The organism is Ramlibacter cellulosilyticus, from assembly GCF_014297465.1.
In the GTDB taxonomy this organism is placed as follows: Bacteria; Pseudomonadota; Gammaproteobacteria; order Burkholderiales; family Burkholderiaceae_C; genus Ramlibacter; species Ramlibacter cellulosilyticus.
Genome location: NZ_JACORT010000006.1, coordinates 44,883 through 56,923 on the forward strand (window position 1 = coordinate 44,883; position 12,041 = coordinate 56,923).

12 protein-coding genes and 2 tRNA genes are annotated in these 12,041 nt (G+C 68.7%); 12 read left to right on the forward strand and 2 right to left on the reverse strand.

Annotated elements, in window-relative coordinates:
• The first annotated feature begins 56 nt into the window (after positions 1-56).
• Both H8N03_RS14750 and H8N03_RS14755 read left to right on the forward strand, forming a co-directional pair.
• Positions 57-707 carry a hypothetical protein gene (locus tag H8N03_RS14750; protein ID WP_354005132.1) on the forward strand — a complete coding sequence of 217 codons (651 nt, stop codon included), beginning with the start codon at positions 57-59 and terminating at the stop codon, positions 705-707.
• A 134-nt stretch (positions 708-841) separates the two neighbouring features.
• On the forward strand, positions 842-1,819 hold the full coding sequence (locus tag H8N03_RS14755; protein ID WP_187076963.1) for a GMP reductase: 978 nt from the start codon (positions 842-844) through the stop codon (positions 1,817-1,819).
• Between the two features lie 129 nt (positions 1,820-1,948).
• On the opposite strand, the gene H8N03_RS14760 is transcribed toward H8N03_RS14755, so the two are convergent.
• The gene (locus tag H8N03_RS14760; RefSeq protein ID WP_255428226.1) at positions 1,949-2,803 is read right to left on the reverse strand and encodes an alpha/beta hydrolase; all 855 of its coding nucleotides are present in this window, start codon (positions 2,801-2,803) and stop codon (positions 1,949-1,951) included.
• A 102-nt stretch (positions 2,804-2,905) separates the two neighbouring features.
• Between H8N03_RS14760 and H8N03_RS14765 the strand changes: the two genes are divergently transcribed.
• The 9 genes from H8N03_RS14765 to H8N03_RS14805 all read left to right on the forward strand — a co-directional run bounded on the left by H8N03_RS14765 (position 2,906) and on the right by H8N03_RS14805 (position 10,731).
• On the forward strand, positions 2,906-3,601 hold the full coding sequence (locus H8N03_RS14765) for a GntR family transcriptional regulator (protein ID WP_187076965.1): 696 nt from the start codon (positions 2,906-2,908) through the stop codon (positions 3,599-3,601).
• Positions 3,598-4,479 carry a phytanoyl-CoA dioxygenase family protein gene (locus H8N03_RS14770; RefSeq protein ID WP_187076966.1) on the forward strand — a complete coding sequence of 294 codons (882 nt, stop codon included), beginning with the start codon at positions 3,598-3,600 and terminating at the stop codon, positions 4,477-4,479. The genes H8N03_RS14765 and H8N03_RS14770 overlap by 4 nt, the downstream gene beginning before the upstream one ends.
• A gap of 2 nt (positions 4,480-4,481) precedes the next feature.
• Positions 4,482-5,840: an NAD(P)H-dependent oxidoreductase gene (locus tag H8N03_RS14775; RefSeq protein ID WP_187076967.1), complete on the forward strand. Its 1,359-nt coding sequence runs from the start codon at positions 4,482-4,484 to the stop codon at positions 5,838-5,840.
• A 60-nt stretch (positions 5,841-5,900) separates the two neighbouring features.
• Entirely contained in the window at positions 5,901-6,770 is an 870-nt protein-coding gene (locus H8N03_RS14780; RefSeq protein WP_187076968.1) for an NAD(P)-dependent oxidoreductase, read from the forward strand.
• Between the two features lie 54 nt (positions 6,771-6,824).
• A tRNA-Ala gene (locus H8N03_RS14785) sits at positions 6,825-6,900 on the forward strand.
• A 17-nt stretch (positions 6,901-6,917) separates the two neighbouring features.
• Positions 6,918-6,993 (forward strand) — tRNA-Lys (locus tag H8N03_RS14790).
• Positions 6,994-7,230: 237 nt separating this feature from the next.
• Entirely contained in the window at positions 7,231-7,470 is a 240-nt protein-coding gene (locus H8N03_RS14795; RefSeq protein ID WP_187076969.1) for a hypothetical protein, read from the forward strand.
• A gap of 292 nt (positions 7,471-7,762) precedes the next feature.
• The gene (locus tag H8N03_RS14800; protein ID WP_187076970.1) at positions 7,763-8,512 is read left to right on the forward strand and encodes an SDR family oxidoreductase; all 750 of its coding nucleotides are present in this window, start codon (positions 7,763-7,765) and stop codon (positions 8,510-8,512) included.
• Between the two features lie 140 nt (positions 8,513-8,652).
• Positions 8,653-10,731 carry an alpha/beta hydrolase domain-containing protein gene (locus H8N03_RS14805; RefSeq protein WP_187076971.1) on the forward strand — a complete coding sequence of 693 codons (2,079 nt, stop codon included), beginning with the start codon at positions 8,653-8,655 and terminating at the stop codon, positions 10,729-10,731.
• A gap of 144 nt (positions 10,732-10,875) precedes the next feature.
• Here H8N03_RS14805 and H8N03_RS14810 read toward each other — a convergent pair whose 3' ends face one another.
• On the reverse strand, positions 10,876-11,475 hold the full coding sequence (locus H8N03_RS14810; RefSeq protein WP_187076972.1) for a hypothetical protein: 600 nt from the start codon (positions 11,473-11,475) through the stop codon (positions 10,876-10,878).
• A 221-nt stretch (positions 11,476-11,696) separates the two neighbouring features.
• Between H8N03_RS14810 and H8N03_RS14815 the strand changes: the two genes are divergently transcribed.
• Positions 11,697-12,038: a hypothetical protein gene (locus tag H8N03_RS14815; protein WP_187076973.1), complete on the forward strand. Its 342-nt coding sequence runs from the start codon at positions 11,697-11,699 to the stop codon at positions 12,036-12,038.
• Positions 12,039-12,041 lie beyond the last annotated feature (3 nt).

Below are 12,041 nucleotides of genomic sequence, written 5' to 3' on the forward strand. Positions count from 1 at the left end.
GGCATTGTAGAAAGGCGGCCGGGAACCGACCGGCCCCGCCCACGATCCGAACTGCCGTGCCAGCCCGCCTCGTCCCTGCCCTCCTCCTCGCGCTGCCCCTCGCGGCGCAGGCGCTCTGCACCAGCGATGGCGTCGCCCAGCCCGGCGCCCTGCTGGAGCGCTTCGTGAGCGCCGATTGCGCGGACTGCTGGCGCGACCGCGCCACGCCGGAGCCGGCGGCGGGCAGCTTCGCGATCGACTGGGTGGTGCCCGGAACCCGCGGGGACGACGCTCCGCTGGCCGCGGTGGCGCTGGACGAAGCGACGGAGCGCCTTGCCACGCTCGGCCGGAGCGCGCCGCAAGGGAGCGACGCCGTCTTCGGTCGGCGACAAGGCGCTGCGGTGGGCCTGCGCCTGGCACAAGGCGACGCCTTCAACGACTACATCGGCACGTCCATCGAGCTGAAATCCGCCGGCCGCGGCCCGTGGCAAGCCTGGCTGCTGCTGGTGGAGCAGCTGCCCGCCGGCACCGAGGGCAGCCCCGTGGAGCGCCACCTGGTGCGCAACGTGTTCCGCCCCGACTGGTCGCAGCCGGCGAAGGGGCACGCCGACGGCCGCGCGATGCAGATCCACGACGGGGCGAAGCCGGAGCGGCTGAGGCTGGTGGCGGTGCTCGCCGATTCACGTGGGCGTATCAGGGCTATCAGCCGGACCGCATGTTCCGGGTAAGCGGGCCCGCTTAGAATCAATCACCGGGCCCAAGCATTTGTGGCCCGGTTTTTCGTTGCGGGCCTGCCCCGCGAACGACGCCGGGTCCCAGTCCAAGCGCTCACCTGTTCAACAACAGTTTCCGGAGCCTGGAAATGGAAATCTTCGACTACGACAAAGTCCTGCTGCTGCCGCGCAAGTGCCGCGTGGAAAGCCGCTCGGAGTGCGACCCCTCCATCGAATTCGGCGGCCGCCGCTTCAAGCTGCCGGTCGTGCCGGCCAACATGAAGACGGTGCTGGACGAGAACGTGGCGCTGTGGCTGGCGCAGAACGGCTACTTCTACGTCATGCATCGCTTCGACCTGGACAACGTGAAGTTCGTCCGCCGCATGAAGGAAGCGGGCGCGTTCGCCTCGATCTCCGTGGGCGTGAAACAGGCCGACTACGAGACGGTGGACAAGCTCGCCGCCGAAGGCCTGGTCCCGGAGTTCGTCACGATCGACATCGCGCACGGCCACGCCGACACGGTGAAGAACATGATCTACCACCTGAAGAAGAAGCTGCCTTCTTCGTTCGTGATCGCGGGCAACGTGGGCACGCCGGAAGCGATCATCGACCTGGAGAACTGGGGCGCGGACGCGACCAAGGTGGGCATCGGCCCGGGCAAGGTGTGCATCACGCGCATGAAGACCGGCTTCGGCACGGGTGGCTGGCAGCTGTCGGCGCTGAAGTGGTGCGCCCGCGTGGCGACCAAGCCCATCATCGCCGACGGCGGCATCCGCGAGCACGGCGACATCGCCAAGAGCATCCGCTTCGGCGCGACGATGGTCATGATCGGCTCGATGCTGGCCGGCCACGAGGAATCGCCCGGCGCGACGGTGGAAGTGGACGGCCGCCTGTACAAGGAGTACTACGGCAGCGCCTCGGACTTCAACAAGGGCGAGTACAAGCACGTCGAGGGCAAGCGCATCCTCGAGCCGGTGAAGGGCAAGCTGGCGGACACGCTGCGCGAGATGCAGGAAGACCTGCAGAGCTCGATCAGCTATGCCGGCGGCACGAAGCTGGCGGACATCAAGAAGGTGAACTACGTGATCCTCGGGGGGGACAACGCGGGGGAGCACCTGCTGATGTGAAAGAAGAAGGGCGCCGCGGGCGCCCTTTTCGTTTCTGGGGTGCGCTTCGCGCAACCCAGCCTACGGACTGCGCGCGGGCCGCACCGGTAGGCTGGGTTGCGGGCGCGAAGCGCACCCCAGCATCGGACCTCAATCCCGCAACAGATCCAGCGCCAGCTGGTGCACCCTGTGCTTCGGCTCCACCAGCGCATCCAGCACGGTGAAGTGATTCCTCCCCGGCACCAGCTCGCACACCGGCACGCGGCGCAGGCCCCACGCGTCCTGGATCAGCCGGTTCTGGCGGTGGTATTCGGCCGTTTCACCCGCGCCGGCCACGGAATACAGCGTGCCCTGCCGCGGCGCCGGCAAGCGCGCCGGGCTCGCCTGCTGCACCTGCTCCGGCGTGAGGCGCAGCGCGCCCTGCAGGAACGGCGTGTTCATGATGGGCTCCAGGTCGTGCAGCGCCGAGATCGCCAGCGCGCCCCGCACCACGTCGCGCGGCAGGGCCGGATCGAGCTGCTGCCACAGGCAGGCCAGCATCATGGCCGCGAGCTGGCCGCCGGCCGAATGGCCTGCCACGACGATGCGCCGGCGGTCGCCGCCGTAGCGACCGATGTGGTGCCAGGTCCACGCGACCGCGCGCGCCACCTGCAGCGTGATCTGGGGAATGGTGACCGCCGGCGCCAGCGCGTAGTTCGGCACCACGACGCACGCACCGTCGCGCGTGAAGGCCGGCGCCACGAAGGAGTGGTCCGCCTTGTCCAGCGCCCGCCAGTAGCCCCCGTGCACGAACACCAGCACCGGCGCATCGCCGTTCGGTGCCGGGAAGACGTCCAGCCGCTCGCCGGGCTCCCGGCCATAGGCGATGTCCAGTTCGCACGGGCCCTCCGCCCGTGCCTGGGCCGAATCTCCAGCCCAGCGCGCCAGGATGGCCGGGTGCTCCGGCACCCGGTCCCGGTTGTTGTACATGGCGTCGTGCCACGCTCCGTCCCGCTTGTTCTCCATTCCCACCTCAGCAGTTCGCAACATGTTGACACAACTTGTCACATACAGTCGGTGAGGTTTTTGGCGGTTTCCTCATTGTGTTCTGTATACAGTGTACGGAACATGCCTGCGCAACTCCTTCAGCTCGAAGCAGCCCCGGACCTGGTCGACCGTGTCTACCGCAGCCTGCTGGACGCGATCAGCGGCGGCACCCTCGCACCCGGCACGCGCATCACCCAGGAGGAGATCGCGCAGCAACTGGCAGTGTCGCGCCAGCCCGTCCTGCAGGCCCTGCGCCTGCTCAAGAAGGACGGCTTCGTGCAGGATGCCCCGGGCCGAGGATTGCAGGTGGCGCCGCTCGACACGGTAGCGATCCGCAACATCTACCAGGTGCGCGGCGCCCTCGACGCGCTGGCCGCCCGCCTGGCGGCGCAGCGGCGTTACCGCATGCCGGACGAGGTGATCGCCGCCGGCCGCGCCGCCGCGCGCAGCGACGACGTCGCCGCCATGATCGAAGCCGACCTGGGCTTCCACCGCGCGATCTACGAAGCGGCGGGCAACCCCCTCATCGGCGAAAGCGCCCAGCTGCACTGGCGGCACCTCAAGCGCGTGATGGGCGCGGTGCTGCAGGAGATGGGCCAGCGCGAAGCGGTGTGGGACGAACACCAGCGCATTGCCGATGCCATCGCGGCCGGCGACGGCGAACGCGCGGCCCGCCTCATCGAAGACCACAGCCTGCAGGCCAGCCGCACCCTCGCGGAGCGGCTGGAGCAGGTCCTCCAGAGCGCCCCCACCAACGACCCCAGGAGACAGACGTGAGACTCACCCCGCAGCAGCTGGAACAGTTCGACCGCGACGGCTACCTGTTCTTCCCCGGCCTGTTCACGCCGGAAGAGACGCGCACGCTGACGGACGCCGTGCCGGACCTGTATGCCCGCCGCGAGGCCTACAACGTGCGCGAAAAAGGCAGCGACGCGGTGCGCACCAACTTCGCCGCGCACCTGACCAGCGAGCCCTTCGCCCGGCTCGCGCGCCACCCGCGCATGGTGCAGCCGGTGATGGACCTCTTCGACGAGGAGGTCTACATGCACCAGTTCAAGATCAACGGGAAGATGGCTTTCGAGGGCGACGTCTGGCAGTGGCACCAGGACTACGGCACCTGGCTGAACGACGACATGATGCCCACCGAGCGTGCGATGAACGTCGCGATCTTCCTGGACGACGTCAACGAGTTCAATGGCCCGCTGATGTTCATCCCGGGCAGCCACAAGAAGGGCGTGGTGGAAGCGAAGCACGACCTCACGACCACCAGCTACCCGCTGTGGACGGTCGACAACGAGCTCATCGCGAAGCTCGTCGAGCGGGCCGGCGGCAAGGACGGCGGCATCGTCAGCCCCAAGGGCCCCGCCGGTTCCATGATCCTGTTCCATAGCTGCCTGGTGCACGCCTCCAGCAGCAACCTGTCGCCGTGGAACCGCGTGAGCGTCTACCTGAGCCTGTGCGCCGTGTCCAACCACATCCGGCGCTTCAAGCGGCCGGAGTACATCGCGCACCGCGACTTCACGCCCATCGCCTGCCTGCCGGACGACTGCCTGCTGCAGCCCTACCCCGTGGACGTGCCGTGGAAGAACGGCATGCCCGCCAGCGCGCTCGCCACCACCTCCGAACCGTTCGACCAACTGAAGAAGGCCGCCTGACCATGTCCCTGCACGCGAAACTCCTGCAACGCCAGGCCGAAGGCAAGCCGATCCGCGTGGCGCTGATCGGCGCCGGCAAGTTCGGCTCCATGTACCTCGCGCAGGTGCCGCGCACGCCGGGCGTGCACCTGGCGGGCATTGCCGACCTCTCGCCGGACAACGCCAGGGCCAACCTCGCCCGGGTGGGCTGGAAGCCGGAGCGCACGCAGGCCGCCTCGCTGGAAGAAGCGCTCAAGACCGGCGCCACGCACGTGGGCACCGACTGGCAGGCGCTGGTGCGCCATCCCGCCATCGACGTGGTGGTGGAATGCACGGGCCACCCGATCGCGGCCGTCGACCACTGCCTGGAAGCCTTCGCGAACCGCAAGCACGTGGTGAACGTGACGGTGGAAGCCGATGCCTTCTGCGGCCCGCTGCTCGCGCGCAAGGCGGCCGAGGCCGGCGTCGTCTATTCGCTCGCCTTCGGCGACCAGCCGGCCCTGATCTGCGACCTGGTGGACTGGGCGCGCACCTGCGGCTTCCCCGTCGTGGCGGCGGGCCGCGGCCACAAGTGGCTGCCGCACTTCAGCGAATCCACGCCCGAGACCGTGTGGAACAACTGGGGCCTGACGCCGGAGCAGGCGAAGCGCGGCGGACTCAACCCGAAGATGTTCAACAGCTTCCTGGACGGCTCCAAGCCCTCCATCGAAAGCACCGCCGTCGCCAACGCCACCGGCCTGACCGTGCCGAGCGACGGCCTCCTCTACCCGCCCGCCAGCATCGCCGACATCCCGTACGTCACCCGCCCGCGCAGCGAAGGCGGCGTGCTGGAGCGCAAGGGCATGGTGGAGGTGATCTCCTCGCTGGAGACCGACGGCCGCGAGATCCCCTACGAGATCCGCATGGGCGTGTGGGTCACCGTGGAAGCGGAGACGGAGTACATCAAGAACTGCTTCGAGGAATACAAGGCGCACACGGACCCGAGCGGCCGCTACTTCACGCTGTACAAGCGCTGGCACCTGATCGGCCTGGAGGTGGGCCTGTCGGTGGCGAGCGTCGCGCTGCGCGGCGAAGCCACGGGCGTGGCGACCTGCTGGAACGCCGACGTGGTGGCCACCGCCAAGCGCGACCTGCAGCCGGGCGAGATCCTCGACGGCGAAGGCGGCTACACGGTGTGGGGCAAGCTGCTGCCGGCGGACGCCTCGGTGCGCATGGGCGGGGTGCCGCTCGGCCTGGCGCACGACGTGAAGGTGGTGCGCCCGGTGAAGAAGGGCCAGAGCCTGAGCTGGTCGGACGTGGCCATGGACACCACCACCCACGCGTACCGCATCCGCCGCGAGCTGGAAGCCCAATTCGCCGCCCCGCAGCTGAAAGCCGCGTGACAGGCGCTCCCCGGGCCGGGCCGCCATGATGGCGGCCCATTCCTTTTCCGGAGACACACCATGCAGATCGCCGTGCTCGGCACCGGGCTCATGGGCTTCCCGATGGCGCGCCGCCTCTGCGAAGCGGGGCACGTGGTGCATGCGTGGAACCGCAGCCGCGACAAGGCGGACCGGCTGCTGCCCTTCGGCGCGAAGGTGCATGCCAGCGCCGCCGACGCCGTGCGCGGGGCGGAGATCGTGGTCTGCATGCTGGAGAACGGGCCGGTGATCGAGGACGTCCTCTTCCGGCAGGGAACGGCGGACGCCATGCGCCCGGGCACGCTCTTCATCGACATGGCCTCCATCCAGCCGAAGGAAGCACGCGACCACGCGGCCCGGCTGGCCGAGCGCGGCGTGCAGCAGCTCGATGCGCCCGTCTCCGGCGGCACGGTCGGCGCGGAAAACGGCACCCTGGCCATCATGGTCGGCGGCAAGGCGGCCGACTACGAGCGGGCCAAGGGCGTGTTCCAGGTGTTCGGGCGCGCCACCCACGTCGGGCCCTCGGGCGCCGGCGAACTCGCCAAGCTGGCCAACCAGATGATCGTGGGCATCACCATCGGCGCCGTCGCCGAGGCGCTGCTGCTCTGCGCCAAGGGCGGCGCCGACATGGCGAAGGTGCGCGAGGCCATCACCGGCGGCTTCGCCGACAGCCGCATCCTGCAACTGCACGGCCAGCGCATGGTGGAGCGCGACTTCGCCCCGCGCGCCAAGATCGCCGTGCAGCTGAAGGACATGCGCAACGCCCTGGCCACCGCGGAGGAAGTCGGCTTCGACGCGCCGATCACCGGCCTCTTCGAGCGCCTGTACGCCCAGGCCGCCGAGCACGGGCTCACCGACCTGGACCATTCCGGCCTGTTCGTGGAGCTCGCGTCGCGCAACGGGCTGCGATGAGTCGCGACGGCGCAAAAAAGGCTGCGCGGCTTTTGCTACAATAACGTTCGTTGTGGGGGGGTAGCTCAGCTGGGAGAGCGTCGCGTTCGCAATGCGAAGGTCGGGAGTTCGATCCTCCTCCTCTCCACCACAACTCTTTTCGACAGTGGGTTCTTAGCTCAGTTGGTAGAGCAGCGGACTCTTAATCCGTAGGTCGTAGGTTCGAATCCTACAGGACCCACCACTCCATCTCTTCCGTCACCGCACGCAGCGGCGCTACTCGAAAGGTAGCGCCGCTTTTTGTTGCGCGGCCCCCATCCGACGGCTGTGCGGGCGCGCTGCTTGTGGCCCATCACCAGGGGGCATACAGTGGGCCGGCTGACGAAGCCTCCTTCGTCGTGCCGGCCGCCTGGTTGCGGCTGCCGGCGGGATGGCCGCACACCACCCCAAGGATGTTCTTGCAGTACCTGCGGAGCACGCCATGCGATTCCCGTCCTCACGCCGCACGCTCGTCCTCGCGGTCGTCCTCGCCGTCGTCCTGTTCTCTGGCCTGCTGCTGGCCATCGGGCCAACCGACGCCGTGGAGGCGCTGCCGGACCTCGACCTCGGTAGCGGAATCCGCATGACGCCGGACGGAAGCATCCGGATCACGCACGACTTGCCATCCGGACCGAGGCGCCTCCCCGAGGAATCGGAGTACGGAGGCATCACGACGCCTTGACCCGCGCCGCGGGGGCGCCGCGCGCAAGCACGACACCCCCTTGCCGCATTACGCGGTGATGCCCCGCAGCTCGGTGCGGCTCGGGCTACCAGTCGCACCAGTACCGGACGCCGAGCCGCGCGTGATCCGCACGGCGCGCGACGCGGGCTACATGTTCGTGCCGGCGGACGACGAGGCCGGCCTTCCTCCCTCCCCTCCCGGCAGGGCGTTGGGGTGAAGGTCTGCGGCACTTGCGCTGGCTCAATCGCCGTCGCCGCCGCGGCTCCTACAGTGCCTGCAAGGAGCCCGCACCATGCTGAAAGACAAGGTCACCATCGTCACCGGCGGGTCGTCCGGGATCGGCCGTGCCATCGCGCTCGCGTATGCGCGCGCCGGCGCCAAGGTCGTCGTCTCCGACGTGAACACGGCCGGCGGCGAGGAAACGGTCGCCCTCCTCCGCAAGACCGGCGGCAATGCCCTCTACGTGAACGCCGACGTCTCGCGCGCCGCGGATTGCGAAGCGCTGGTCGCGCGCACGATCCAGCAATACGGACGGCTGGACATCGCGTGCAACAACGCCGGCATCGGCGGCGATCTCGCGCCCACCGCGGACTACCCTCTCGAGGGCTGGGAGCGCGTGATCGGCATCAACCTCTCGGGCGTCTTCTACTGCATGAAGTACCAGATCCCGCAGATGCTGAAGGCCGGCGGCGGCGCGATCGTCAACATGGCCTCGATCCTGGGCGCGGTGGGTTTCGCCAATGCACCGGCGTACGTCGCTGCGAAGCACGGCGTGCTGGGACTCACGAAGACGGCGGCAGTGGAATACGGGGCGCAAGGCGTGCGCATCAACGCCGTCGGTCCCGCGTTCATCCACACGCCGATGATCGCGGGCCTCGAGCAGGATGCCGCGACGGCGCAGCAGCTCACGGCCTTGCATCCGATGGGCCGGCTCGGCACGCCGGAGGAAGTGGCGGAACTGGTGCTCTGGCTGAGCTCGCCCGCGGCATCTTTCGTGACCGGCGCGTACTACCCCGTGGACGGCGGCTACCTGGCGCGCTGACACGCGAAGACCAAGGTTCTCGTTTCGAACTCGGCCGTGTGCAGGCGCGCGCGGCCGCTCCGTGCTTTCCCTCGTTCGGCGCATGCACCGCAGGCGGATAGTGGTCCGCAGCGCGCGATTCCCCAACGAAGGAGACAACAGTGGAACCGAGAAACTTCGTCCGCGCCGGCGCGGCAGCATCGCTCCTGGCCCTCGCCGCATGCGGCGGCGGCGGGAGCGGGATCGACATCCGGCCGCCGGACCTGGCGCCCGCCGGCATCCAGAAGATCGAGATCACGTCCCGCGCGACCACCTTCGACGGCACGTCCTTCGGCAGCGTGGGCACGTACGAGAAGCTGGTCGGCAAGGCCTACGGCGAGATCGACCCGAACGATCCGCGCAACCAGGTGATCACCGACCTCGTGCTCGCGCCCCGCAACGCGCGCGGCCGCATCGAGTATTCGATGGACATCTACATCCTCAAGCCCACCGACCTGGCGAAGGGGAACCACAAGCTGTTCGTCGAGGTGAACAACAGGGGCGGCAAGCTGTTCGGCGCGTTCAACCAGTCCAGCGGCGGCAACGACCCGAGCACCGCGGCGCACGCCGGCGGCGCCTTCCTGATGAAGCAGGGCTACACGATGGCCTGGAACGGGTGGGACCCGTCCGCGCCCTCGGGCGGCGGCAGCATGACGATCAACGTGCCGGTCGCGAAGAACCCCGACGGGTCCTCGATCACCGGGCCTTCCTACGAGTACATCGTCTTCGACAACGCGACCACGCAGAGTGCAACGCTGTCGTACAAGGCAGCCACCCTCGACAAGACGAAAGCCACGCTGACGGTGCGCGACCACCTGGCCGACACGCCGGTGACGGTGCCGTCGACCGGGTGGGAGTACGCGAGCGACATGTCCATCCGGCTGCTGCCCGCCGGCACGGCGTTCAAGCAGAGCGCGATCTACGAGTTCACGTACACCGCGATCGACCCTGTCGTCGCAGGCATCGGCTTCGCGGCGACGCGGGACTTCATCTCCTGGCTGCGCCACAACACCGTCGATGCGCAAGGCACTGCCAATCCCGTGGCCGGTGACGTGAAGCGCGTCCTGGGCTACACGGTCTCGCAGCCGGGACGCTACATGAACGACTTCGTGTGGCTGGGCTTCAACGAGGACATCCGCGGCCGCAAGGTCTTCGACGGCGTCGAGAACTGGATCGCCGCGGGCAACGGCATCTTCCTCAACTACCGCTTCGCGCAGCCGGGCCGCACCGAGCGCAACCGCCAGAACCACCTGTATCCGGAGGCGCCCTTCCCCTTCGCGTACAACACGCTGACCGACACGCTCACCGGCAGGACCGACGGGCGCAACCGGCGCTGCCAGCAGACGAACACGTGCCCGAAGATCATGTCCGTCAATTCGGCGAACGAGTACTGGGTGAAGGCGGGCTCGCTGGTGCACACCGACACGGCCGGCAACGACATCGCCGACCCGGAGAACGTCCGCTTCTACCTGCTCTCCGGCCTGGAGCACACGGTGACCGGCTCGCCCACGAACTCCGCGGGCACCTGCGCCCAGTTCCGCAACAACACGGACCCGAACCCGGCGCTGCGCGCCCTCTTCGTCGCGATGGACCAGTGGATCGACGGCACCGCGCCGCCCGCCAGCAGGATGCCGCGCCGGAGCGACGGCACGGCCGTGTTCACCACGACGACGGCGCAGTCCGCGCTGGGCATCGGCGTGGTGCCGCAAGCGTCGCTCGGCTGGCCGAACATCCCCGGCGTGCAGTACACGGGTCTCGTCACGGTGCGCAACCTGTTCGACTTCGGATCGCGCTTCGCCTCCGGCATCCTCGACAAGCAGCCACCCACCGCCACCGGCAAGGTGTATCCCTCCTTCGTCTCGAAAGTGGATGTGGACGGCAACGAGATCGCCGGCGTGCGCCTGCCGCCGGTGGCGGCGCCGATCGCCACCACCACGGGTTGGGGCCTGCGCGCGACGGCCTTCGGCGGGCCGGATGGCTGCGAGGCATCGGGGCAGATGATCTCGTTCGCCACCACCTTGTCGCAGCGCGTCGCCTCGGGGGATCCGCGCCTGTCGCTGGAGGAGCGCTACGTGAACAAGGCGGGCTACGTGGCTGCCGTCACCGCCGCCGCCAATGCGCTGAAGGCGCAGCGGCTGCTGCTCGATGCGGACGCCCAGGCGTACATCACGTCGGCGCAGAACAGCACCGTGCTGCCCTAGAGGCGGCGTGCTCCTACAAGGCGCGGCCGCCACCCAGCCCTAGAGTGGTGGCGCCGCGCCGTCGCGCGGAGCAGCGAAAGGAGACAGCATGCCCAGAGGTTCCACGCCCAAGGAAGAACGGCAGTACGAGCACATCAAGGAAAGCTACGAGAAGCGCGGCCAGAAGGGCCGTGCCGCCGAGATCGCCGCGCGCACGGTGAACAAGGAGCGCGCCGAGAAAGGCGAGACGAAGACCTCGAGCAGCTCCAAGTCGGGATCCAAGTCCCGCAGCAGCTCCAGCCGCGCGAGTGCGAAGAGCAGCGGGTCGAAATCGAGCAGCAGCAGCAAGCCGAAGGCAAGCAGCAGTGCGAAGTCCAGCAGCTCGCGTTCGAGCAGCAGCAGCAAGCCCAAGGCGAGCAGCAGCTCGAAGTCCAGCAGCTCGCGTTCCAGCAGCAGCAAGCCCAAGGCAAGCAGCAGCTCCAAATCCAGCAGCTCGCGTTCGAGCAGCAGCAAGCCCAAGGCCAGCAGCAGCTCGAAGTCCAGCAGCTCGCGTTCCAGCAGCAGCAAGCCCAAGGCCAGCAGCAGCTCCAAATCCAGCAGCTCGCGTTCCAGCAGCAGCAGCAAGCCCAAGGCGAGCAGCGGATCGAAGTCCAGCAGTTCGCGTTCGAGCAGCAAGCCGAGGGCCAGCAGCAGCTCGCGTTCGAGCAGTTCGCGCAGTTCGCGGAGCTGACCCGCGGGCGGGCGGTGGGGTTCGCTGGCGCTCACCGTCCGCGGCTGGCGCCGCGCCACCCTACATCCCGGTTCCGGCATTCGTAGGGTGGCGGCGCGACAGCGCCGGAAGGTGAGCGGCAGCGAACCCCACCGCCAAAGCCCGTTTGTCATCCCACGGCTCGCCCACCCTGTCCGACGACCCGCCTGCGGCACTGACTACACGCGCAACGCACGCCCCTTCCTACAGTGGTCCTCCACGCAAACAAGGAGAACCCATGCAAGACCAACAGCTGAAGCAGCGCATCGCCACCCTCGAACAAGCCGCTGACGACGCCAAGCGCGCCTGCCAGAACGCCGGCCAAGTGGCGCAGGACCTGAAGGAGTGCGTGACGAACCTGCACTCGCAGGCCAGCGCCGCCAAGCACGCGACCGAAGGACAGCAGTCCGCCACGCAGGACAGCCTGCGCCAGGACCTCCTGCAGCTCGAGGAAACCGCCGACCGCGCGATGCAGGCCTGCCGCAGCGCCGGCAACGTCGACCCGCGCCTGCAGCAGGCGATCCAGCGCGCGCACGCCGAAGCATCCAGCCTGAAGAAGGAGCTGATGCAGGCCGCCTGACGG

Excerpts from the sequence above, each read along its gene's own strand:
- H8N03_RS14755 (WP_187076963.1), top strand. The coding sequence starts at position 842 with ATGGAAATCTTCGACTACGACAAAGTCCTGCTGCTGCCGCGCAAGTGC.
- H8N03_RS14760 (WP_255428226.1), bottom strand. The coding sequence starts at position 2,803 with ATGGAGAACAAGCGGGACGGAGCGTGGCACGACGCCATGTACAACAAC.
- H8N03_RS14765 (WP_187076965.1), top strand. The coding sequence starts at position 2,906 with ATGCCTGCGCAACTCCTTCAGCTCGAAGCAGCCCCGGACCTGGTCGAC.
- H8N03_RS14775 (WP_187076967.1), top strand. The coding sequence starts at position 4,482 with ATGTCCCTGCACGCGAAACTCCTGCAACGCCAGGCCGAAGGCAAGCCG.
- H8N03_RS14780 (WP_187076968.1), top strand. The coding sequence starts at position 5,901 with ATGCAGATCGCCGTGCTCGGCACCGGGCTCATGGGCTTCCCGATGGCG.
- H8N03_RS14795 (WP_187076969.1), top strand. The coding sequence starts at position 7,231 with ATGCGATTCCCGTCCTCACGCCGCACGCTCGTCCTCGCGGTCGTCCTC.
- H8N03_RS14800 (WP_187076970.1), top strand. The coding sequence starts at position 7,763 with ATGCTGAAAGACAAGGTCACCATCGTCACCGGCGGGTCGTCCGGGATC.
- H8N03_RS14815 (WP_187076973.1), top strand. The coding sequence starts at position 11,697 with ATGCAAGACCAACAGCTGAAGCAGCGCATCGCCACCCTCGAACAAGCC.